The sequence below is a fragment of the Alphaproteobacteria bacterium genome, from assembly GCA_040220875.1.
GTDB lineage: Bacteria > Pseudomonadota > Alphaproteobacteria > JAVJVX01 > JAVJVX01 > JAVJVX01.
The window spans coordinates 177,964-201,173 of sequence record JAVJVX010000005.1; the positions used below are offsets into that span (position 1 = coordinate 177,964).

Here is a 23,210-nt window from a genome sequence, read left to right on the forward strand (position 1 = left end):
GGCCGGCGTCAGTTCTTGGAGCGGTCGACCATCCGGTTTTCCTTGAGCCAGGGCATCATGGCCCGCAGCTTGCCGCCCACCTCCTCGATCGGGTGCTCGGCCGAAAGCCGGCGGTGGGACTTGAAGCCGGGCTGGCCGGCCAGGTTCTCCGTTACCCATTCGCGGGCAAAGGCGCCTTCCTGGATTTCCTTGAGGATACGGCGCATTTCCACCCGTGATTCCTCGTTGATGACCCGCGGCCCGCGCGTGTAATCGCCGAATTCGGCCGTGTTCGAGATGGAATAGCGCATATTCGCGATACCGCCTTCATAGATGAGGTCGACGATGAGCTTGACCTCGTGCAGGCACTCGAAATAGGCCATTTCCGGCGCGTAGCCGGCCTCCACCAGTGTCTCGAACCCGGCCTGGATGAGCGATGTCAGGCCGCCGCACAGCACCACCTGCTCGCCAAACAGATCCGTCTCGCACTCCTCGCGGAAGGTGGTCTCGATGATGCCGGCGCGCCCGCCGCCGATCGCCGAGCCATAGGACAGCGCCAACTCGTGGGTCGTCCCGGACGGATCCTGATGAACCGCCAGCAGGCAGGGAACGCCGCCGCCGCGCTGGTATTCCGCCCGTACGGTGTGGCCGGGCCCCTTGGGCGCGATCATGAACACATCGATATCGTCGCGCGCCTCGATAAGCTGAAAATGAATATTGAAGCCGTGCGCGAAGGCCAGGGCCGCCCCCTTCCTGAGGTTCTGAACCAGGTCCGCCTTGTAGAGATCCGCCTGCAATTCGTCGGGGACCAGCACCATCACCACATCGGCCCAGGCCGCCGCCTCACCCGGGGTCAGGACCTTGAAGCCCGCGCCTTCCGCCTTGGCGACGCTGCCCGAGCCGGCCCGCAACCCGATTGCGACGTTCTCGACGCCGCTGTCGCGCAGATTGGCAGCATGGGCATGGCCCTGGCTGCCATAGCCAATGATGGCGACTTTCTTGGATTTGATCAGATTGACGTCCGCATCGCGGTCGTAATACACGCGCATCGCTCTATCTTCCCCTGCTGGGCCCCGTTTCAGGGCTTCATTCATATTGCGGCCGCGCCCCTGCCCGACCCTGGAACTGTCCCGAGATGGCCGGAGTCCTACTCTGGCGGGCCGCCTCTGGCAATAGCGACGGCCCCGGTCCGCGAGACATCGACCATGCCGAGCGGCACCATCAGATTGATGAACGCATCCAGCTTGCCGGGCGCGCCCGAAATCTCGAAAACAAAGGAATCAATGGTGCTGTCGACCACCCGGGCGCGGAAGATATCCGCTATTCGCAGCGATTCGACCCGCTTTTCGCCGCCGCCCACCACCTTGACCAGCGCCAGCTCGCGATTGACGAACGGCCCCTCCTCGGTCAGGTCCTGAACCGTGTGGATTGGCACAAGGCGGTCGAGCTGGGCCTTGATCTGCTCGATGATCATGGGCGTGCCCGAGGTGACAACGGTGATCCGCGAGACGTGCTCGCGATGATCCACCTCCGCCACGGTGAGACTTTCGATATTGTAGCCCCGGCCCGAGAACAGGCCGATGACCCGCGCCAGCACGCCCGGCTCGTTATCGACCAGTATGGAGATTGTGTGCTGCTCGATCCCCTGATCGCTCGGGGGCGCGCCATAAAGATTCTTTTCCTGCGCCATCTTGTTTTTTCCGGCTCGCACGCCGGCCTTTGATTGTTCTGATGGTTCTTACACGGCGCCCCGGCCTAGACCAGGACCATCCCGTCACCGCTCTCATCGCCCCCGTCCTTGTCTCCGGGGCCGAGCAGCATCCTGTTATGGGCCGCGCCCGAGGGGATCATCGGAAAACAGTTTTCTTCCTTGTCGACCATGACATCGGCGATGACGGGACCGTCCGTCTCGATCATCTCGCGAATGAGATCATCCACCTCGTCCGGCCGGCTCGCGCGCAACCCCTTGGCACCAAACGACTCGGCCAGTTTGACGAAATCCGGCAGGGAGGCCGAATAACTTTCGGCATACCGCCCGCCATGCATCAGTTCCTGCCACTGGCGAACCATGCCAAGGTACTCATTGTTCAGGATAAACGCCTTGACTGGCAGGTTGTACTGACAAACGGTCGAGAGTTCCTGCATGTTCATCAGGAACGACGCCTCGCCCGCGACATCGATGACAAGCGCCTCGGGATGCGCCACCTGGACGCCCAGGGCAGCGGGAAAGCCATAGCCCATCGTGCCCAGCCCGCCGGACGTCATCCAGCGCTTGGGCTTCTCGAAATGGAGAAACTGGGCGGCCCACATCTGGTGCTGGCCGACCTCCGTCGTGATGTAGAAATCGCGGTCGCGGATCGCCGCCTGAAGGCGCTCCAGCGCGAACTGCGGCTTGATCAGCTTGTCGTCTGGCGTGTAGCGCAGGCAATTTCGCGCACGCCATCCATCGATCTGCGCCCACCATGCCTTGATCGCCCGGGCGTCCGGCTTCGGGCTTTCCTCTGTCCACAGGCGCAGCATCTCGGCCACGATCTGGCCCGCGTCGCCAACAATGGGCAGGTCCACCCGGACGTTCTTGTTGATCGAGGACGGGTCGATATCAATGTGGATCTTGGTGGAATCGGGCGAGAATTCACTCAGCTTGCCGGTCACCCGGTCATCGAACCGCGCCCCGACCGCGATCATGACATCGCAGTCGTGCATGGCAAGATTGGCTTCATAAGTACCATGCATGCCCAGCATGCCGAGAAATTGCGGATCCGAAGCCGGAAAACTGCCCAGCCCCATCAGCGTATTCGTGCATGGATAACCCGTCGCGCGGACGAGTGCTGTCAGGTCGCGGCAAGCCTCGTCGCCCGAATTGATGACACCGCCGCCGACGTAAAAGATCGGGCGCTTGGCGCGCGCGAGCAAATCGACAGCCTGGCGGATCGCCGCGGGATCGCCCTTGACGCGCGGCCGGTAGCTCTTGTGCTCGACCTTGCCCGAAAAATCGTCGCGATGCTCTGCAAGCTGAACATCCTTCGGCAAATCCACAACGACCGGGCCGGGCCGCCCGTTCCTCGCGACATAAAACGCCTCATGCAGTGTGCGCGAGAGCCGCGTCACATCCTTGACGAGATAGTTGTGCTTGGTGCACGGGCGAGTGATCCCGGTGGTGTCGGCTTCCTGAAACGCGTCGTTGCCGATGAGATGGGTCGGCACCTGTCCGGTCAGGCAAACGAGGGGGATCGAGTCCATGAGCGCATCGGTCAGCCCCGTGACGGCGTTGGTCGCGCCCGGGCCCGAGGTGACAAGAACGACGCCGACCTTGCCGGTCGAACGCGCATAGCCTTCGGCCGCGTGGACGGCGGCCTGCTCGTGACGCACCAGGATATGGCGCACGTCGTTCTGCTTGAAGATGGCGTCATAGATCGGCAGGACCGCGCCGCCCGGATAGCCGAAGACGACCTCGACACCCTCCTCGCGCAGGACCTTGAGGATGATCTCGGATCCCGACAGGCTGGGCGCGGCCCCTGCCTGCCCGGCATCCGGTCTTGCCTTCGGCGAAGAAGTGTCGCTCGCCATTGCCACAACTCCAAAACCCCGAGTCTCCCACTAGGACATGCCGGACCGGGATGACGGGGGCCGGGATGACGGGGGTTGGGGCGCGAGGTCTCCGCGCCCGGTTACGAGCGCCAGATTACTGCGCTGCACAAAAAGCTGTTAAGCCCAAGGATTCGGCCAAAAAGCCCCTTTGGGAAGGGGGAACCTACTGGCTCACCTGTCAGGGGTCAACAGGTTTTGACGAATAAAAGTAAAGATTTTCTCGTCTAAACTTTCCGAATATTTCTCTCCCACCCGAAGAACCGCACGAAACGGGGCTTCTTCGAGCTGATGGCGGAACCAGGTCGCCTGGCGCTTGGCATATTGCCGGGTCGCCACGATGGCTTGGAAGACCGCTTCCCGGCGCGACAGCTCTCCTTGGAGGAAAGCCGCCAGGGCGGGCACACCGAGTGCCTTCATCGCCGGCAGCTCGGGATCGAGCCCGCGGGCCAGCAGTGCCCGCACCTCCTCGACTGCGCCTGCCCGCATCATTTCGCCGAAGCGCGCTTCGATGGCCCGGTGCAACTCGGCCCGGGGCGGATCGAGCACAACAACGGCGAAGTGATGAGGCGGTGCGGGCAGCGTCTTCGCCTGCCAGGCACTGAGCGGCGTGCCGGTCGCCATCACGACCTCATAGGCGCGAAGCAGGCGTTGCGTGTCACCCGGCGCGAGGCGTGCCGCTGTTTCAGGGTCGCGCGTCTGAAGTTCGCGGTGGAACGCCTCGGCACCGATCTCATCCAGCCGCCGACGACTGGCGGCGCGCTCAGCCGGGGAGATCTCGGGGATCTCGGCCAGCCCCTCCATAAGAGCCTTCAGGTAAAGGCCGCTGCCTCCCGTCACCACCGGCAGCCGGCCACGCGCATGAATGTCACCGAGAACGGCCAGCGCCGCCTTTTGCCAGCCGGCTACCGAGCCGCGCCGGGCTGGATCGAGAGAGCCGAAAAGGTGATGCGGAACGCCCGTTTGCGAACAAGGTTCGGGCCGGGCCGTGAGAATGCGAAGCCCGTCATAAATCTGCATGCTGTCCGCATTCACCACTTCACCCTGGAAGCGCCTGGCGATTTCAAGCGCGAGCCGCGTCTTGCCCGACGCCGTCGGCCCCGCCACCACGACGACGGGTGGTCGGACCGGGCTGGACCCGCCGCCCCAATTTTTCTGCTCGCCCTGTCGTCCTTTTCTTGCCATCGGAAATGAGTGCCCCCATGATCCGGCCATGTCCAGCCCCCCCGTTTCTGCCTTCGATACTCGCCAGACCCGCCGTCCATGTCCGCCCCCCTCGTTCTGACCGCGGTCGCCGGCAAAGGTGGCGCCGGGCCCATTCGCGAACTTCCTCGCCATATCGGCGACAGTCTCGCGGGGCTGGGAGCCGAACCGGGCAACCTTGACTGGCTTGAGGAGGGTCGCGCCTTCGATCTCACCTTTGAGGGACTGGATCTGGAGGCAGCCCGGCGATCGCTCGGCAATCTGGGCCGGATGCAAACGGTCGATTTCGCTATCCAGGCGCTGAACGGCCGACACAAGCGGGTGTTCATCGCCGACCTCGAATCCACCATCATCGAGAACGAATTGCTGGATGATCTTGCCGGCAGTGTCGGGCTGCGCGAAGAGGTCTCCGAGATCACGGCGCGGGCCATGCGCGGCGATGTGGATTTCGCGGCCGCGCTTCGTGAACGCGTCGGCCTTCTCAGAGGGTTGCCGGCCAACGTGCTCGAAGAGGCGGCGCGCGGTATTCGCTACACGCCAGGGGCAGAAACCCTGCTTCGCACTCTCAGGGCCCGGGGCGTGCGCACGGCGCTGGTCTCCGGCGGGTTCAGCGTCTTCACATCACGTGTGCGCGACGCGCTTGGGTTCGATACCGATCACGCCAACACGATCGAGGTACAGGACGGGTGCCTGACGGGCCGCGTGCGGGAACCGGTGCTGGACGCGGCTGGGAAGGCCCGCGTGTTGGAAAGCCTCGCGGCCGAGGTCGGCGGGCCGGAGAACGTGCTGGCGGTCGGCGACGGGGCGAACGACCTTCGCATGATCGCGGCTGCCGGTCTCGGTGTCGCCTATCGCGGCAAGCCTGCCCTGAGAGCGGCGGCGGCGGCGGCGATAGATCACGGCGACCTGACGACACTTCTGTTTTTTCAGGGCTACCGGCGCGAGGAGTTCCGCGCCGGAGACCTATGAAAACGACACCCCCGTCTGCCGCTGCCACAAAAGACCATCCGGGTGGTCCTAATTTTCGCCGTCCACCCGGAGCGCCACGAAGCGGAGATCGCGGCGCCGCTCGATCAGGAACAGCACCGATTTTCGCTTGTTGTCCTTGGCCGCCTGGATCCGGGCCTGAACATCGGCCGGGCTGGCGACTTCCTCCTGGCCTACCTCGACGATCACATCGCCGGGCCGCAGTCCTTTTTCCGCCGCCGGGCTGTTGACCGCCACATCGGCGATCAGCACGCCCTTGGTTTCGGCGCTGAGCTGGAACCGGGCCCGGGCCTCGGGCGAGATCGTGGTGAGCGCCAGGCCCAACACTTCGGTTTCGGAGGTGGCACCTGACGGGGCCGGCTGTTCGGCGGCAGCAAGGTCCGATTCCTCGAACTTTTCAAGCTCGCCCAGCTTGACCTTGAGATCCACCTTCTTGCCGTCTCGCCATACCGTGACATCGGCCGGGGTGCCCACATCGGTCTCCGCGACCATCCGGGGCAGGCGCCGCATTTCCTCGACCGTTTCATCTTCGAATTCGATGATGACGTCGCCCGCCTGGACGCCGGCCTTTTCTGCCGGCCCGCCCGGGGTGACGGCGGCGACGAGGGCACCGATCGGCCTATCGAGACCAAGGCTTTCGGCAATTTCCTCGGTCACGCCCTGGATGCGCACGCCGAGCCAGCCGCGCCGGGTACGCCCGTGCTCGCGAAGCTGGTCCACCACCGGCTTGGCCAGGGTGCTCGGCACCGCAAAGCCGATGCCGATATTGCCGCCCGAGGGTGAGAAAATGGCCGTGTTCACGCCGATAACCTCGCCCTTCAGATTGAACATCGGACCGCCCGAGTTGCCCCGATTGATCGACGCGTCCGTCTGAATGAAGTCGTCATAAGGGCCGGCATTGATGTCGCGGGCGCGTGCCGAGACGATGCCGGCGGTCACCGTGCCACCAAGGCCGAAGGGGTTCCCGATAGCGAGCACCCAGTCGCCGACGCGGGTGCCGTCGGAATCACCCCATTTCAAGGTCGGCAGGGGCTTGTCCGTCTCCACCTTCAGGAGCGCGATATCCGTCTTGGGATCGCGCCCCACCAGCGTTGCCTCCAGGCTCGTATCGTCGTGCAGAATGACCCGGATTTCCTCGGCATCGGCGATCACGTGATTGTTGGTTACAACATAGCCCGAGGAATCGATGATGAATCCGGAACCCAGGGAAGTCGCACGCTGCTCCGGCATGTTCTCGGGGCGCTGACGCTCGAAGAAATCGCGGAAGAATTCCTCATAGGGTGAGCCCGGCGGGAAGGGAATTTCGCCCTGGGGGGCGCGCCGTTCCACAACCTGTGTGGTCGAAATATTGACCACCGCCGGCAAGAGTTCTTCCGCCAGATCGGCGAAGCTGTCGGGGGCGCCCCGGGCATTCACGGGACCTGTCAGGGCCAGCGCAAAACCTGTCAGGAGCGCCAGAAGAAGCAGCCGGTGCGCCGGACGCACGACCGCGGCCAGAGTGAGAATTCCTGTCTTGCTGGGTGTCGCTATTGCCACCATCGTCTCCTGCTTCGATACATGCCTTTTCGTACCGTCCGGTGCCGTACCGTCCGGCATTGTCGCGTCTTCCCCAACTTTACGGCCGTGCCGGGCACGGGTGTGCCCTGTGGAGGCCCCGTTCGGGGTAGGCGCCAATAAGGGCGCTCCAATATGGCCCGATTATGGCACGCGGCCCCGCCTTCACGCCATCGTGACCCGCGCGCCCGGCCGCTTCAGCCGCGGATAAGCCAGACGATCACGACCCCCATGACGGCCGCGGCCAGTCCCGCCTGCCGCACGACCCGTGGCTCGAGCGCGAGGAGGCTTGCCATGGCCCGGCGCATCAGCTCGGGGAAGAGGGCGTAGGCCAGCCCCTCGACAACGAGGACCAGCGCCAAGGCTGTTGCCAGATCGTACACCTGAACCCGCGCCGAATCCGCCCGCGTTACTTCTTCACTTTCTGCTTGCCCGCGGCGTCGCCGAAATAGCGGAAAAAGTCGCTATCCGGTGACAGGACCAGGGTGGTGTCCTCGTCGATGGATTTACGATAGGCCTCCATAGACCGGTAGAACGAGAAGAAATCCTTATCCTGCCCGAAAGCGTCGGCGTAAATCCGCACGGCCTCGGCATCGCCTTCACCGCGCAGAAGCTGGGAGGTCCGGCGCGCATCGGCGATCAGGATCGTCTGCTCGCGTTCCGCCCGGGCGCGAATGCGCTGGGCGAGCTCTTCACCCTGGGCCCGCAATTCGCGCGCCTCGCGTTCACGTTCGGCATTCATCCGCGCGTAAATGGCCTGGCTGTTTTGTGGCGGCAGGTCGGCCCGCTTGATGCGGAAGTCGACCACCCGGATACCGAACCGCTCACCTTCACTCCGTAGCTGGTCGCGGATCGTCTCGATGATCTGTTCACGTTCGGCCGACAGCATGTCGGACAGGGTAAATCCGCCCAGCACCCGGCGCAGCGCGCCGGTGAGGAGCGAGTTGAGCCGGGCGCGAATGCCCGCTTCCGTGGCCACCGTCTGGAAGAAGCGCAGCGGATCGACAATCTGGTAAATGAGGAAACTGTCGATGACGAGACGCTTCTGGTCGAGCGCGATGATCTCTTCGGAGGCGGCGTCAAAGGTCAGCAGCCGGCTATCAAAGTACCGGACGTCCTGGATGAAGGGCATCTTCATCTTCAGTCCCGGCTCCTGGATGACGCGCCGGGGCTCGCCAAGCTGGGTCACGATCGCCTGTTCGGTCTGGCGCACGGTGAAGAGTGTGCTGGTTGCCACGATCACCAGCACCAGAACCGTCACGGCGATCAAAATCAGTCGACGGCTCATTGCGTGTCTCCTTCACTCGCCGGCCTCGTCCGCGCCTTGTCGATTTCCGGCAGCGGCAGATACGGCACCACGCCCTGCGCGCCCGCCCCTTCGGAATCTATCAGGATCTTCTTTGCCTTGCTCAGGACATCCTCGAGTGTCTCGATATAGATCCGCTCCACCGTGACATCCTTGTCGGCCTGATAGGCCTTGTAGACCGACAGGAAGCGGCCGGCATCACCCTCGGCCCGGGCGACGACCTCCTGCTTGTAGGCCTCGGCCTCCTGGGTCAATTGCTCGGCCTGGCCGCGCGCCTGGGGAATGATTTCGTTCCGGTAGGCTTCTGCCTCGTTGCGCATTCTTTCCTGATCGGCTTTCGCGCGCTGCACGTCGCGGAAGGCATCGATGACGGGCGCCGGCGGATCCACCCGCTCGAGCTGCAGACCGGTGACCTCGATGCCCGCCTCGTAAAAATCAAGAACGTTTTGCAGGTAGGTGCGCGTGTCGAGTTCGATCTGGGCACGGTTCTCGGACGTGACCGACTGGCTCGGCGACTGGCCGACAACGAACCGCATGGCGCTTTCCGAGACGTTCCTGACCGCTTCTTCGGGGCTGCGAACGTTGAAAAGGAAGGCGCCGGCGTCGCGGATAACCCAGAAGACGGTGAAATTCATATCGACGATATTCTCGTCGCCTGTCAGCATCAGCGCCTCTTCCGGCACCTGCCGGCCGGCGCTGGTGCCGCGTCCCTCCGTCGCCTTCCTGAAACCGATGGCGACCTGGTTTTCCTGCGTCACCTTGGGTGTCAGCGCGCGCTCGATCGGCATGGGAATATGGTAATTCAGGCCCGGCTGCGTCGTGCGAGTCCATTCGCCGAAGCGCAGCACGACGCCCTGCTCGTCCGGCTCGACGCGGTAGAATCCGCTAGCCAGCCATAACGCCACTGCCGCGATGAGAATAATCCAGATGCCGCGCGAACTGCCGCCGGGAAACACTCTCCTGAGCCAGTCCTGGCCCTTGCGGAAGACCTCGTCCAGATCAGGGGGCTGCGGGCCGCCACCGCCGGGACCCCGGCCGCCGCCCGATCCCCAGGGGCTGTTGCCCCGGCCGCCGCCCGATCCTCCGCCAGAGCCCCCGCCAGAGCTCCCGCCTGACCCCCATGGGCCGCCCTTTCCCGTCTGATCGTTCCACGGCATGCATCACGTCCTTTTGCAGCGGCAGGTGGTAAAAATTCGCGCCACCACCTTATATCTTTTCGTTCCCCCGTATATAGAGGTGACGATCGGCCGGTTCAATCGCCGGGGCAGGAAAACCGTCATTTTTTATGGGGTTTTGCCCTGCCCGCGGGACGGGCCTGTCCGCCACCGACGGGCCGGAACATCCTCTGCCTCCCGCCCCGCGTCAGGGCGAGGCGAGATCGAGCACCAGGAAAGAATGACCCGAGGGAAGTACCAGCCATGGCAGCGCCGACAGAAGATCTCGTCCGGGAAGAATTGAAACGTGTGCCGCTCCCCGATGGCGGCGATGTTTTCACGGCCGGGCTGGCGAACGCCATCATCGTCAAGGACGGCAATGTCCACATCATGCTTGAGATCGACCCCGCCCAGGCGGAACGCATGGAGCCGGTCCGTAAAATGGTCGAGGAGACGGTCGGCCGGCTGACGGGCGTCCTGTCCGTCACCGCCGTGCTGACTGCTCACGCGAAAGCCGGCCACGCGAATGCGGGCCAGGCGAAAGCGGGCCAGGACGCTACCGGCGGGCGGGCATCCGCGCCGGGACCGCGGGGCGGCAAGCCCCAAAGGCCCGATATCCCGGGTGTCCGGACCATCGTCGCCGTGGCCTCCGGCAAGGGCGGGGTCGGCAAATCCACCACCGCCGCCAACCTTGCCATGGGTCTCAAGAACAAGGGGCTCAGCGTGGGCATTCTGGACGCCGATATTTACGGCCCCTCCATGCCCCGGCTTCTCGGGATCAAGGGCACGCCCGAGAGCGACGGCAAGACAATCCAGCCGATGGAAAATTACGGCGTCAAGTGCATGTCGATCGGGTTTCTGGTCGATGAGGAGACGCCCATGATCTGGCGCGGCCCCATGGTCCAGTCGGCGATCGAACAGATGCTGCACGATGTCAACTGGGGCGAGTTGGATGTGCTGGTGGTGGACCTGCCGCCCGGTACCGGGGACGCCCAACTGACCATGGCCCAGCGTGTGCCGCTGACGGGCGCGGTCATTGTCTCGACGCCGCAGGATCTCGCCTTACTGGATGCACGCAAGGGACTCAACATGTTCCGCAAGGTCGAGGTTCCCGTTCTGGGAATCATCGAGAACATGAGCTATTTTCTGTGCCCGCATTGCGGCGAACGCAGCGACATTTTCGGCACTGGCGGCGTACGGGCGGAGGCGCTGCGCCTGGGCACGGATTTCCTCGGTGAAGTGCCATTGCACATTGAAATCCGCGAGACGTCGGACGAGGGCCGTCCGGTTGTCGCCACGGCGCCCGACAGCCCGCAGGCCAGACCCTATCTGGATCTGGCCGACACCGTCTGGGAGAAGCTCCAGGCACAGGCTGCCGCGCCAGGCCGCCAGGCGCCCAGGATCGTGGTCGAATGAACCCCGCCTAGCCCAGCTTGAAGTGCTTGCGAATGCCTTCCGCACCGGTCTCGTAGACCATGGCGATGATCTTGGCGCATTCCTCTTTCGGCGCTTTTTCGGGCGTGTAATTTCCGACCCAGGTCAGCGTCGATTTTCGCGGACCCTTGCGCGCCACAGACAAGGATGACGAGTAGCCAGAAAATGGCATGTCGCCCTCGGTGATGACATAGGTCATCGAACGACCCTTTTCATCGAGCCTGGTCAGAAGCTCCTTGACCGCGCCGCCGCCCTTGAGTGCCATGTGGCGGATACGCCCGCCATCCTCGACCTTGTTCTTTAGGATCAACGGGTGCCATTTCGGCATGCCGTGGAAGCCGCTGACCAACTCCCACAATTCCTTGGCCGGCACTTCGAACTCGAAACTGCGTGTCACCTTTGGCATATCATCCTCCCTCTCGGCTGGCCGGGTCTAGGGCGCCCGGCCCAGAAGTTCCATCAACTCCGTCCATTCACGCCGGCTCAACCCGCTCGCCTCGCGCGAAACGTTTTTGCCGTCGATCATCTGCCGCACGACCTCGAGGGCACGAGCCGACAGGCGCGCGCCGCCCAGGCCGTATTCGACAAACGCCTCGTAAGCAGCCGGACACCATCGGCGAACAGTCTCCAGCAGGGCGTCCGCATAGACGCGGATTTCATACTGTGCGTGCCGGTCCGCCCGAAGTGCACAGAAATGCAGCAGGTTGTGGAGGTCGATTTTCCAATACCACTGCGTATAGTAATTGAGCGTGAGGTTCATGCGCGCCAGTTCGCGGGCCAGACCGGATTTGTCCGGGTCCACCGGATTGCCCGCCTCGTCCTCGTTCAGCATCTCGCTGTAACTGCGATAGGCCTGCTCGCTGTCCTCTTTCAGGATTTGCAGCACCCGATCGGCCTCTGCGCCCTCAAGCACATCACCCCGTCCCTGCCGGTTCGACGCTGACTGTGCCCCAAGCTGCTCGCGCGCGGGAATGTAGAATTCCTTGTCCAGGATGGAGTAGCGGGCCGAATATTCGTTGACGTTGGCGGTCCGGTGGCGAATCCATTGCCGCGCCACGAAGATCGGCAGCTTGATGTGGTATTTGATCTCGCACATCTCGAACGGCGTCGTGTGCCGGTGGCGCATCAGGTAGTTGATGAGGGCCTTGTCCTCGCTCACCTTGCGCGTGCCCTTGCCGTAGGAAACCCGGGCCGCCTGGACGATGGCCCCATCGTCGCCCATATAGTCGATCACCCGGACAAAGCCGTGATCCAGGATCGGCACCGCCTGGTAGAGCGTTTCCTCCAGCGCCGGGGCAACGGCGCGCCGGGTCGGCGCCGTCTGCGCGCGCTGGGTTTCGATATCGGCAAGCTGTTCGGGGGTCAGGGACATGTTGTGAGACGTATCTGGGTATGACGGATCGGGATCGTTGGCTCGGGACCGGTTGCGCGTCCTCGGGCGAGCCGGGAAACGTTCGACGGGCCGGGCACTCTAGCGGCTTGCTCGGGGCGAGGCCAGAAGTTGCTCGGCCCGATCGCGATGCGTGCCGGAGCTCCCCGGTTCGCCACTGGCGGGCGGCCGGTTGAGCCGGCGCCGCCCGGAAACCGGCCCGGAGTGCGGCTTTGCCGGCCGCTACCGCCGGCCTTTTAATTGCCGGGGCAGTTTCCTATATTTTATGTGTCGGGCAACCGACTATGGCGATAAACGCCATGACCACTACCCGTATCGGACCCGGGGGCAGTACCCGGCGCCTCCACCATTCCGGCCACTTCTTCCGGACACCCGGCTCACCGGCCAGCTATGGGGGCGAACCAGGATCGACGTGCGAGGGAAAGTCATGGTTTTTGCCCGGCATGGTACCGCCGTTATCGGGCCTTTTACAGCTGCCAACGATAATGAGGTAGCACTCGCTGCTTAGTCTCTAAGTAAGCGCGGTCCGGAGGGCACCGGGCAACAGAAGCCCTCCACTCTTGGCTGTCGTCTTTCCCGGATTGGGGACATCGGGAAAGGCGGGATCTCCTCCCGTCCCGCGGTATCTATCAGACCCGCCATGGCCTTGGATCACGACCAGTACGAGACCCTTGTCGAGGATGCGCTTCGCAGCGTGGTGAAGACCGCGCTGGAGGCCACCGCGGAAGAGGGCCTGCCGGCCGGCCGCTCTCTCTACGTGACCTTCCGGACCATGGCCGACGGGGTCGAGCTGCCGGATTACCTGATCGCCAAATATCCCGAGGAAATCACCGTCGTCCTGGAACACCAGTTCTGGGACCTGCAGGTGGAGCCTGACGGCTTCGCCGTCACCCTCGCTTTCAACAAGAAACCCGAGCGCCTCGTCGTCCCCTTTTCGGCCCTCCTGCGCTTCGCTGATCCGGCCGTGCGGTTCGGCGTCCAGTTCGAGGGCCGGCGGCACGGGGCAACCGCGCCGGGCAGCGGGCAGGAAGGCGATGTCGCCACCTTCGAAACCTCGTCCGCCCGATCGGGGCATAGCGGGGCTACGGATGAGCCGCCGGTCGATGGCGATGCGGCGGACGACGACGCCAAGGTCGTGGCGATCGATGCCTTCCGGAAGAAATAAACCCGCACGCCCCTGCCGCCTTGTCGGCTCTGCCCGGCGGGACTCCCGCTAGCCCGTGGCCATCAGCCCCGAATTTATCGAATTCGTCCTGGACCAGCTCCGGGGGCTCGGTCCCGTCACGGTCAAATCCATGTTTGGCAGCAGAGGCCTCTATTTTGAGGGCCGGATTTTTGCGCTCATGGCAAGCGACAAGCTTTATTTCAAAGTGGACGACGCCAATCGCGCCGATTATGAGAGGGCGAGCTCGGAGCAATTCATCCCGAGCCTCCGCGGCAAGCCGTTTCCCATGCCATATTGGGAAGTGCCGCTGGAGGTGATGGAGGATAGCGAGGAGTTTTGCGAATGGGCGCGAAGGGCCTATGAAGCGGGATCGCGCGCCGCGGCCCCGGGCGCTGGCCGCCGGAGACCGCGGATAACCACCAGAAGGAAAACATCATGAGCACCAGTCAGGGCGTCCGGATCGAGTCCGATTCCATGGGGGAAATCGAAGTCCCCGCAGACTGCTACTGGGGCGCCCAGACCCAGCGCAGCCTGCAGAATTTCCGGATCGGCGGCGAACGAATGCCGGCGCCCGTGGTGCGCGCGCTCGGAATTCAAAAGAAGGCGGCAGCGCTGACAAACATGGCACTGGGCGACCTCGACGCGGCCTTGGGCAAGGCCATGGTTCAGGCGGCCGACGAGGTGATCGACGGGACGCTGGCGGACCATTTTCCGCTCGTTGTCTGGCAGACCGGCTCCGGCACACAATCCAATATGAATGCGAACGAGGTGATCGCCAACCGCGCGGCTGAAATTCTCGGCCAGCCCAAGGGCAAAAAGACGCCCGTGCACCCCAACGACCACTGCAATCTGGGGCAATCTTCGAACGACACGTTTCCGACCGTGATGCATATCGCGGCCGCTGGCGAGATCCACGGCGCCCTTCTGCCCGCGCTGACCAAGCTCCGAGACGCGCTCGACCGGAAAGTCTCGGAATTCGACGGAATCATCAAGATCGGCCGCACCCATCTGCAGGACGCCACGCCTTTGACTCTGGCGCAGGAATTTTCCGGCTACGTCCAGCAGATCAACAACGGCATCGACCGCATCGGCGCGACGCTTCCCCGGTTGATGCAACTCGCCCAGGGCGGTACGGCCGTCGGTACGGGACTGAACAGCCGCAAGGGATTCGACACCGCTTTCGCCGAACAGGTTGCCGACATCACGGATCTGCCTTTCGTCACGGCGGAAAACAAGTTCGAGGCGCTGGCCGCGCATGATTCCATGGTCGAGCTCTCGGGCGCCCTTAACGTGCTGGCAGTATCCCTCAACAAGATCGCCAACGATATCCGGCTCCTGGGCTCGGGGCCGCGCTGCGGTCTCGGCGAATTGGCCCTGCCGGAAAACGAGCCGGGCTCCAGCATCATGCCGGGCAAGGTCAACCCCACCCAGGCCGAGGCGATGACCATGGTCTGCGCCCAGGTCATGGGCAACCATACCGCCGTCACGGTCGCCGGCGCCCAGGGCCATTTCGAGCTGAACGTCTTCAAGCCGGTAATGATCTACAACGTGCTGCAATCCATCCGCCTGATCGCGGACGCCTCGGACAGCTTTACCGATAATTGCGTGACCGGCATCCGTGCCAACCGCGAACGGATCGAGCGGCTGCTGCATGAGTCACTGATGCTGGTTACGGCGCTGAATCCGCATATCGGTTACGACAATGCAGCAAAGGTTGCCAAGAAAGCGCATCAGGAGGGAACGACGCTCAAGGAGGCGGCCATCGCCCTCGATCTGCTGACGGCCGAAGAGTTCGACAGATATGTCGTCCCGGAAAACATGACCGGCCCCCGGAGCTGACGGAGGATCCGGTGGCCGATACCGAAACCGGGCCGGATACCAGCGCGCCCGAGACCGCGCCGAAGAAACGATCCGTTCTTGTCTCGGGTCACCCGACGAGCATTTCCCTCGAACCCGACTTCTGGCGCGTGCTGGCGCGGCTCGCGCGCGAGCGCGGCCAGTCGTTGAACGCTTTCGTGACGGAGATCGACCGGACGCGTCGGGGCAATCTGTCGAGCGCGATCCGGCTTTTCGTCCTGAAAAGTCTGGAGGACGCCCTCGCCCGGACGGAACAGGGCGAACCGTCGGAAAAATAGACCCGGCGCCTATCGGCCGCCTACTTGCGCAGCAGCTTGTCCAGCAGCCCCCCGGGGGTTGGCAACGCGCCCGTCCCCCCGCTTCCCGGACTTCCCTGCTCCCCGCCGCCATTTTTCGGCAGGACTTTCTCCAGGAACTTGCCGACACCTTTTTTCAGGTAATGCGCCTGGATCGCCTGCACGTCCAGCACCCGCTCGGGCGCCGTGAGGGGGCCGACGAGACGCAGGCCGAAGGGCGGCACGTCGGGCTTGTTGGCGAGCGAGATCGCGAGCGCCGTGTCCATGGTAAACCGGGCCAGATCGACATTGCCGGCGAGCTTGAGATCCGCCTGCCGGCTTTTGACCGTCAGATCCCGTGTCTGAACGACGCCGTTGCTGATCCGGAAATTTCCCGAGAGATCGCGAAAGGGTGTCGTGCCGCCTGAAAGCGCGGTCTGGAAGAGGCCGAGAAAGGCTTCGGGCGTATCGAGGTTTTCAAGCCGCTTCGTAATCGCGTCGATGTCGATCCCGATCAGACTCCCATTGGTCAGCGACGCCGCCCCATTGCCCGACAGGCTTTGCACCAGCGCCGCCTGGCTGCCGCCCTCGGCCGAAAGCCCGAAATCGAGGCCGAGGAGGCCACCGCCCAGCCCGAGATGACGCACGAGGTCAACCGCCTGGCCGAGATCGGCCTTCTGTACATTCAGCGCCGTGTTGATGCGCGGCGTGGCCCGGCCGTTCACCTGACCGGTCAGCGACAGATCGCCCCCGAACAGCCCGCCGCCAAGGCGCGAAATATCGGCGACGCTGTCCTTAAGGGTCATCACCAGGGACGGCTTCGAGAGACGGAAGGCGCCGTATTTGATTTCGGCCGCGTTGATTTGGACATCGGCATCCACGAGCCCCATCGCCGACAGGTCGATGGGGGCCGTCGACCAGGGCGGCCCCGCCGGTGCCGCCTGAGCCAATTCCGCCCCGCCGCTTGCGTCCGCGCGCTGGTCGGTGGCCAATCGCGCCTCACGGCGCGTGGGCACGAACATGTCGACCGGCACCTCGCTCAGGGCCAGCCGTGCAATCACGGCCGGCCGCGCGCCCGTAAGTTCGGCCTCCACCTGTCCATTCAGCGCGACCGGCCCGATGCGGCCCGTCAGGTCGGAGAGGCTGGCCGCAATGCTGTCCGCCTTGAGCCGGCCCGAAAGTTCGATCGGGCCGAGATTGCCGCCCGCCGGCTCGTAGAGCGGGTCGAAGACGCGAATGAGGCGTGCAACATTTGCATGCGAAACGCCGAGCGACAAATCCAGCGAGGGCTGCGCGGTCAGCTGGGCGATACGGCCCTGATAGGTGACCTGTCCGCCGGCAGCCCCGGCCGTGCCGTCGAGCGCGATGTCGCTGAGCTTGCCCGCCGCCGTTCCGTCGAGGCTGACCGTCCCCATTCGCCTGGCGACGTCCGGCACCGGCAGGTCGAGCGTGCCCGCGAGCGCCTCCAACTTCGGCACCGTGACATTGTAGCGTGCCTCCATCGTCGCCGCCGAGGTCAACTCGTCAATGCGGAGCGCCAGATCAGCGCGTGCGCCGAGAAGATCAGCCACCGCCAGTTTCCGGATATCCAGCCGGCCCTGCACGAGAGAAAGATCGAGCGCGATATCCTGCGCCGGCGCCTTGCGATAGATGAGCGATTCGACGCTGCCCCTGAAATTGAGATCGAAGTTGCCCAGGACTGCCAGCGCGGCGAGGGGGTCCGGCGCCGGTTTGCTCGCGCCTGCGCCACCGGGCGTCGGCGTCGGCGTCGGCGTCGGCGTCGGAGACGCGCTCTCGCTACTTTCCGCCGCCGGGGCCGCCAGATACTTGTCGAGATCGACCGTGCCCGCGCGCACGGAGACGCCCAGCCCGATCCGCGGCCCGAGGGCGGCCACCACCGCCCCCACTGCGCGTGTCTCGTCGAGCCTGACCTTGATATCCTGAATTTCGACCCGGGCGGCGCGCGCTTGTATATCGCTCCGATAATCGAATTTGCGTAACGCCTCGGGCGGCAAGCCCGCAAGGTCAACGCCGGCCCAGAACAGGAGACCACGCAGATCGGCCGAATCGAAGGCCAGCCCGCCCTTGAAACCGGGCTCACCCTCAAGGGGAAGTACTTCGCCATTCAGCGCGAAGCTGCTTTGACCCGGCAGGCTGACCGACAAATCGGCGATTTCGAGCCGACCATCCGCGAGCTGCGCCACCGCGCGCGCGTCGCGCATGGCGCCGCGGCCGTAATCGATCTCGTCGACCGTCACTTCGATCGACCCCGCCATGCCGGTCGGGACGGCGAAACCACCTCGTGCTGCCTGTTGTCCCCCGGCCGGGCCGGTTTGCCTGTCGGACCGCGCGCCCGAAGGAGGGGCGTCTTCCGCTGGCGCGACGCGGCCCCGCACGGTGATGGGGGCCTTGCCGATCAGAGGCTCGGCGTCGAATCCGGGAGAAAAGAGCCTGAGGTCCAGTCTGGGCGCGTCCGCGAAGGCCGCGTCCATGCGCCCCGTGAAGCGCGCCGGGCCAAGGGCAAGCTTCAGATCGGTCAGCGAGACGTTGCGAAGAGTGCCTTCGATCGGGCTTTCGAGCGAAAGCCCGTGCGCGAGAAGCCCCGGCACATCGTGGCGGCCCGCCGGCAGCGTGAGAGCGCGCAGGTCGGCCAGGCGATCGGCCGACAATGTGAGCGAGCCCGACAGCTTGCCCTCCGGCGTCGGCTCCGATAGCTGCCCGGCCAGAGTTAGCGCGCCTTCGCCGCCACCTGTGCCAAGCGCCAGCCGGAACGGCACGGCACGGCGGGACGCCACCTTGCCGACGCGGGCTTCCAGGGTGAGTGGCATCCCGTCGAGCGCCGCCGACGCTTCCAAATCGAACGGCCCGCTCAGCGATTCGGCCTCGAGATCGAGATCCATGTCGCTGACTTCCGTGCGCGTGCCGGCGGCCCGATCGATATAGACGAGGCGCCCGTTCTCGATCCGGGCCCGGCTTACGGATACACCTAGCGGCACATCGGTCCCGCCCTCGTCGTCGGCGGCCACCCCGTCGACGCCGCCCTCGGCCGGGGCTGTTGCCCGGGCCGGGGTGAGTTCCCAGTTCGCAGTGCCGTCGGCACGCTTCTCGAGCACGATCACAGGGTCCTCGAGCACGATGGAGGAAACCGCAACCGTGCCCGTGAACAGGGGCCAGAACGCCAGACGCACATCGAAGGCAGAAACGCGCACCATGTCAGGCGTGGTCCCGTCCTCGAAATTCGAAAGGCGGACATCGGACAGGGTAAGGGCGGGGCTCGGCAGCAGGCGAAGGCCGATATCGCCGCCGATCACCAGTTCGCGGCCCGTCGCGTCCAGGACGGCCTGGCGGATCTGCGGCTTGTATTCATTCCAGTCAAGAAACGCCGGCACGATCAGCAGAAGCGCGACGACCGCCGCCAGAATGGCCCCAAGAAGGAGAGGAAGGCGGCGGCGCGGTGCGGGTGCGGAAGCCGGTTTGTCTGAGGAAGTCATGGGATCCTTTCGCCGTCTCGAATGGTTGCCTGGGAAAGCCCGGCCTGCCGGTCAGCGCCGGCGGTCTCGATGCTGCGTCGTCCTGGCTGACGAGCCTATCATAGATTGAATTATGGCCTGCCCGTGACAGGAGCTCCATGATCGCACTCATCCTCGCCGGAACCACGGCGGCCGCCACGGTCATCGGGCGCCCCGTAACCGCCGCCGCCCGGTGTCTCGATGATCAGGCAATCGCCCGGTCCGACCTGGATTTCCGCGGTCCCCGCAAGCTCCTCGACCCGGCCATCGGCGCGCCGGACGCTGTTGCGGCCGGTCTGGCCCGCCCGGCCGCCGGCCAGGCCAAAGGGCGCGACCCGCCGGCGGTTGGACAGGATGGCCGCCTGCAGTTCCTCGAGGAAGCAGATTTCGCGCACAGCCCCGTCGCCGCCCCGGTAACGGCCGTCTCCGCCGCTCCCCCGACGGATTGCGAAGGTCCCTATTCGTACCGGGAAGCGCCATTCCAGCACCTCGGGATCGGTCAGGCGCGAGTTGGTCATATGTGTCTGGACCGCGCTCGCCCCCGTAATGCCGGGGCCGGCCCCCGCGCCGCCGGCGATGGTCTCGTAATACTGGTAGCGGGCATTGCCGAAGGTGAAATTGTTCATCGTCCCCTGGCTCGCCGCCAGGGCACCCAGTGCGGCGAACAGCGCGTCCGCCAGACATTCCGATGTCTCGACATTTCCCGCCACCACGGCGGCGGGGGCGGACGGGTTGAGAAAACAGTCCCCGGGAATGACGATCTCGAGCGGTTCGAGGCATCCCGCATTCAGCGGGATCGCGTCTTCGACCAGGGTACGGAAGACATAGAGCACGACCGCACGACAAATGGCGCTTGGCGCGTTCAGATTGTTGTCCCGCACGGCGCTGGTGCCGGAAAAATCCACCCGCGCGCGACGCGCGCGCCGGTCCACCGTGACGTGGACGCAAATCTTCGCGCCGTCATCCATCTCGGTTTCGTATGCGCCGTCCTCCAGCCGGTCCAGTACCCGGCGTACGGATTCGGCCGCGTTTTCGCGCACATGACCCATATAGGCGCGCACGACGTCGAGACCGAAGGCCGCCACCATCCGGTTCAGTTCTTCAGCCCCCTTTTCATTAGCCGCAATCTGGGCCTTGAGGTCGGCGATGTTCTGATCCGGATTCCGGACAGGATAAGGCGGCGCGGCGAGAATCCCGCGCAGTTCCGCTTCGCGCAATTCTCCGTTTTCGACCAGTAGGAAATTCTCGATCAGGATGCCTTCGTCCTCGATGCGCCGGCTGTGGGGTGGCATCGAGCCCGGCGTCAGTCCGCCGATATCGGCGTGATGGCCCCGCGCCGCCACGTAGAACAGGATGTCGTCCCCCGTTTCGGCAAAGACCGGCGTAACCACGGTGACATCGGGCAAATGCGTGCCGCCGGCATAGGGTGAGTTCATGACGTAGACGTCGCCGCGCTTCATTTCCCCCGACCGCGCCTGAGCAATGGCGGCAACGGAATCCCCCATGGAGCCGAGATGAACCGGAATGTGCGGGGCGTTCGCGATCAGCCGGGCTTCGGCATCAAAAATGGCGCAGGAAAAATCGTAGCGCTCCTTGATATTGACGGAGTGAGCCGTATTGGCGAGAACCGCGCCCATCTGTTCGGCAATCGACATGAAGAGGTTGTTGAAGACCTCGAGCATGACAGGATCGGCCGCCGTGCCGACGGCATGGCGGCTCGGTCGTGCGACGCGGCGCGTCAGCACCATCATGCCGCCGGAGCGGATTTCGCCCTGCCAGCCGGGTTCGATCACCGTTGTGGCCGTCGTCTCGGTGACGAGCGCGGGGCCGGCCAATCGCGCCCCCGGCTCCAGCGCCGCGCGGTCGTAAACTCCCGCCGTCTCCGTCCCTGTCTGCCAATAAACCGGCCGGCGCGCAACCGGGTCGGGCGCCGGCCCGGCAGCCGGTCCGGCCGGTTCCGTCAGCGCTTCAATACCGCCATCGATCGCCGCCGTCCGGCCGACCGCCTCCACCAACAGCGCGTCGAGGATGAGGGGCTTTTCCGCCATGACGAAACCGAAGCGCCGGCGATGCAATTTCGCGAATGCTTCTGCCATGGCTTCTGCCTCGCCAAACGGAACTTCGAGCGCGGTGTCGCTGCCGGCGTATTTGACCAGGGCGGTCGCCGTCACCGTGACCACCGACTCGTCCATATCCTGCCGGCTGACCTCCTCGCGGGCGGCGCGGGACAGTGCCTCCACGCGGGCACGAAACAACGCTTCGTGCGCGGGGGTGAGCGGGCGCTCTACCGATTCCTCGCGAATGGCCCGAATGTCGGCGAGCCCCATGCCATAGGCGGAAAGAACGCCGGCATAGGGATGGATCAGCACCGTTTCGATGCCCAGCGCATCTGCCACCAGACAGGCGTGCTGCCCGCCGGCGCCGCCAAAACAGACAAGCGCATATTTCGTGACGTCATAACCGCGCTCGACCGAAATCTTCTTGATCGCATTGGCCATGTTTTCCACTGCAATCTGAAGAAAACCGGCCGCCACCGTCTCGCCGTCCGTTGCCTGGCCCGTCACCGCGCCGACCTCGGCCGCAAGCGCCGCGAATTTCTCCCTTACGATGGCGCTATCAAGCCGCTGATCGCGGCCGGGGCCAAACAGCGCCGGAAAGAAATCGGGCTGAATCTTGCCAAGCATGACGTTGCAGTCGGTCACTGTCAGCGGCCCGCCCCGGCGGTAGGAAGCCGGCCCCGGTTCGGCCCCGGCGGATTCGGGCCCGACGCGCAACCGCGCGCCGTCGAAACGGCAGATGGACCCGCCGCCCGCCGCCACGGTATGGATCCGCATCATCGGCACCTGAAGGCGCGTGCCCGCCACTTCGTTATCGAGGCTGCGCTCGTACTGGCCGGCGTAATGGGCGACATCCGTCGATGTCCCGCCCATATCGAAGGTGATAAGGCGCTCGAAGCCGGCCGCCTCGCTCGTCTTGACCGCGCCGACAATGCCGCCGGCAGGCCCCGACAGGATGCTGTCCTTTCCCCGGAAGAACCGTGCATCCGCCAGGCCGCCCGAGGACTGCATGAACATGAGCCGGACATCGCCAAGGGCGGCAGCCACGCCCTCGACATAGCGCCGCAGCACCGGGTTCAGATAGGCATCAACGATGGTTGTCTCGCCGCGCGGAATGAGCTTGATCAGCGGGCTGATCTCGTGGGAGGCCGAAACTTGCGGGAAGCCGATATCGCGGGCGATTTCCGCGGCCCGCGCCTCGTGGCCCGAAAAGCGATAGCCATGAAGAAAGGCGATCGCCACAGATTTGAGCCCGTCCCTGAAGGCCGCCTCGAGGATCTGGCGCAGCCCGTCTTCGTCCAGGGGCGAGAGAATTTCGCCCGTCGCGCTCACGCGTTCAGGGATCTCCACAATTCGCTCGTAAATGACGGGCGGGCGGCGAATCTCGCGGGCAAAGAGATCGGGCCGCGCCTGATTGCCGATCAGCCAGGCATCCCCAAACCCCTTCGTCGTCAGCACAAGTACGCGGTCGCCCTTACGCTCAAGCAGCGCGTTGGTGGCGACCGTCGTTCCCATCTTGAGATGTCGGATCAGGTGCCCGGGAAGGGAGGCTTCCGACCCGAGCCCCATGATCTGCCGGATCCCGGCCGTCACCGCTTCCTCATAGTGTGCCGGATTTTCCGAGAGGAGCTTGTGCGTGAGCCGCCGCCCATCGGGGGCGAGGGCGACGAGATCGGTAAACGTGCCCCCCCGGTCGACCCAGAATCGCCAGCCCTCGGCGCCGTCGCGGTGCGGCAAGCTATCGCCGGTCAAGCC

General features: G+C 64.8%; 18 protein-coding genes and 1 other RNA gene. 7 read left to right on the plus strand and 12 right to left on the minus strand.

The window, feature by feature from the left end; all coding sequences use genetic code 11:
• Nucleotides 1-8: 8 nt before the first annotated feature.
• The 4 genes from ilvC to miaA all read right to left on the minus strand — a co-directional run bounded on the left by ilvC (nucleotide 9) and on the right by miaA (nucleotide 4,749).
• Nucleotides 9-1,028: a ketol-acid reductoisomerase gene (ilvC, locus tag RLQ26_03150; GenBank protein ID MEQ9087719.1), complete on the minus strand. Its 1,020-nt coding sequence runs from the start codon at nucleotides 1,026-1,028 to the stop codon at nucleotides 9-11.
• A 98-nt stretch (nucleotides 1,029-1,126) separates the two neighbouring features.
• Nucleotides 1,127-1,669, minus strand: coding sequence for an acetolactate synthase small subunit (gene ilvN, locus RLQ26_03155; GenBank protein MEQ9087720.1), 543 nt, complete (start codon nucleotides 1,667-1,669; stop codon nucleotides 1,127-1,129).
• Between the two features lie 65 nt (nucleotides 1,670-1,734).
• The gene (locus RLQ26_03160) at nucleotides 1,735-3,546 is read right to left on the minus strand and encodes an acetolactate synthase 3 large subunit (protein MEQ9087721.1); all 1,812 of its coding nucleotides are present in this window, start codon (nucleotides 3,544-3,546) and stop codon (nucleotides 1,735-1,737) included.
• Nucleotides 3,547-3,738: 192 nt separating this feature from the next.
• On the minus strand, nucleotides 3,739-4,749 hold the full coding sequence (gene miaA, locus RLQ26_03165; GenBank protein ID MEQ9087722.1) for a tRNA (adenosine(37)-N6)-dimethylallyltransferase MiaA: 1,011 nt from the start codon (nucleotides 4,747-4,749) through the stop codon (nucleotides 3,739-3,741).
• A 78-nt stretch (nucleotides 4,750-4,827) separates the two neighbouring features.
• Between miaA and serB the strand changes: the two genes are divergently transcribed.
• The gene (gene serB, locus RLQ26_03170; protein ID MEQ9087723.1) at nucleotides 4,828-5,736 is read left to right on the plus strand and encodes a phosphoserine phosphatase SerB; all 909 of its coding nucleotides are present in this window, start codon (nucleotides 4,828-4,830) and stop codon (nucleotides 5,734-5,736) included.
• A 48-nt stretch (nucleotides 5,737-5,784) separates the two neighbouring features.
• Here the strand turns inward: serB and RLQ26_03175 are convergent, their stop codons facing one another.
• The 4 genes from RLQ26_03175 to hflK form a co-directional block, all read right to left on the minus strand.
• Nucleotides 5,785-7,350, minus strand: coding sequence for a DegQ family serine endoprotease (locus RLQ26_03175; GenBank protein MEQ9087724.1), 1,566 nt, complete (start codon nucleotides 7,348-7,350; stop codon nucleotides 5,785-5,787).
• 155 nt (nucleotides 7,351-7,505) lie between these two features.
• Nucleotides 7,506-7,691 (minus strand): DUF2065 domain-containing protein, encoded by a 186-nt coding sequence (locus RLQ26_03180; GenBank protein MEQ9087725.1) that lies wholly within the window; start codon nucleotides 7,689-7,691, stop codon nucleotides 7,506-7,508.
• Between the two features lie 26 nt (nucleotides 7,692-7,717).
• Complete coding sequence (gene hflC / locus RLQ26_03185) at nucleotides 7,718-8,596, minus strand: protease modulator HflC (GenBank protein ID MEQ9087726.1); 879 nt, start codon at nucleotides 8,594-8,596, stop codon at nucleotides 7,718-7,720.
• Nucleotides 8,593-9,771 (minus strand): FtsH protease activity modulator HflK, encoded by a 1,179-nt coding sequence (hflK, locus tag RLQ26_03190; protein ID MEQ9087727.1) that lies wholly within the window; start codon nucleotides 9,769-9,771, stop codon nucleotides 8,593-8,595. The genes hflC and hflK overlap by 4 nt, the downstream gene beginning before the upstream one ends.
• 261 nt (nucleotides 9,772-10,032) lie before the next feature.
• Here hflK and RLQ26_03195 point away from each other — a divergent pair, with 261 nt between their 5' ends.
• Nucleotides 10,033-11,184: an Mrp/NBP35 family ATP-binding protein gene (locus RLQ26_03195; protein MEQ9087728.1), complete on the plus strand. Its 1,152-nt coding sequence runs from the start codon at nucleotides 10,033-10,035 to the stop codon at nucleotides 11,182-11,184.
• 7 nt (nucleotides 11,185-11,191) lie between these two features.
• On the opposite strand, the gene RLQ26_03200 is transcribed toward RLQ26_03195, so the two are convergent.
• Nucleotides 11,192-11,608 carry an SRPBCC family protein gene (locus tag RLQ26_03200; protein ID MEQ9087729.1) on the minus strand — a complete coding sequence of 139 codons (417 nt, stop codon included), beginning with the start codon at nucleotides 11,606-11,608 and terminating at the stop codon, nucleotides 11,192-11,194.
• Between the two features lie 27 nt (nucleotides 11,609-11,635).
• Complete coding sequence (thyX, locus tag RLQ26_03205) at nucleotides 11,636-12,574, minus strand: FAD-dependent thymidylate synthase (protein ID MEQ9087730.1); 939 nt, start codon at nucleotides 12,572-12,574, stop codon at nucleotides 11,636-11,638.
• A 248-nt stretch (nucleotides 12,575-12,822) separates the two neighbouring features.
• On the opposite strand from thyX, the gene ssrA reads away from it, so the two are divergent.
• The 5 genes from ssrA to RLQ26_03230 all read left to right on the plus strand — a co-directional run bounded on the left by ssrA (nucleotide 12,823) and on the right by RLQ26_03230 (nucleotide 15,892).
• Nucleotides 12,823-13,151, plus strand: a transfer-messenger RNA (tmRNA) gene (gene ssrA, locus RLQ26_03210).
• 81 nt (nucleotides 13,152-13,232) lie between these two features.
• Nucleotides 13,233-13,757 (plus strand): ClpXP protease specificity-enhancing factor SspB, encoded by a 525-nt coding sequence (locus RLQ26_03215; GenBank protein ID MEQ9087731.1) that lies wholly within the window; start codon nucleotides 13,233-13,235, stop codon nucleotides 13,755-13,757.
• A 55-nt stretch (nucleotides 13,758-13,812) separates the two neighbouring features.
• On the plus strand, nucleotides 13,813-14,196 hold the full coding sequence (locus RLQ26_03220) for a TfoX/Sxy family protein (protein ID MEQ9087732.1): 384 nt from the start codon (nucleotides 13,813-13,815) through the stop codon (nucleotides 14,194-14,196).
• Entirely contained in the window at nucleotides 14,193-15,596 is a 1,404-nt protein-coding gene (fumC, locus tag RLQ26_03225) for a class II fumarate hydratase (protein MEQ9087733.1), read from the plus strand. The genes RLQ26_03220 and fumC overlap by 4 nt, the downstream gene beginning before the upstream one ends.
• Before the next feature lie 11 nt (nucleotides 15,597-15,607).
• Nucleotides 15,608-15,892 carry a ribbon-helix-helix domain-containing protein gene (locus RLQ26_03230; GenBank protein MEQ9087734.1) on the plus strand — a complete coding sequence of 95 codons (285 nt, stop codon included), beginning with the start codon at nucleotides 15,608-15,610 and terminating at the stop codon, nucleotides 15,890-15,892.
• A gap of 20 nt (nucleotides 15,893-15,912) precedes the next feature.
• Here the strand turns inward: RLQ26_03230 and RLQ26_03235 are convergent, their stop codons facing one another.
• The gene (locus RLQ26_03235) at nucleotides 15,913-19,380 is read right to left on the minus strand and encodes an AsmA family protein (GenBank protein MEQ9087735.1); all 3,468 of its coding nucleotides are present in this window, start codon (nucleotides 19,378-19,380) and stop codon (nucleotides 15,913-15,915) included.
• A 110-nt stretch (nucleotides 19,381-19,490) separates the two neighbouring features.
• The gene (locus RLQ26_03240) at nucleotides 19,491-23,207 is read right to left on the minus strand and encodes a hydantoinase B/oxoprolinase family protein (protein ID MEQ9087736.1); all 3,717 of its coding nucleotides are present in this window, start codon (nucleotides 23,205-23,207) and stop codon (nucleotides 19,491-19,493) included.
• Nucleotides 23,208-23,210 lie beyond the last annotated feature (3 nt).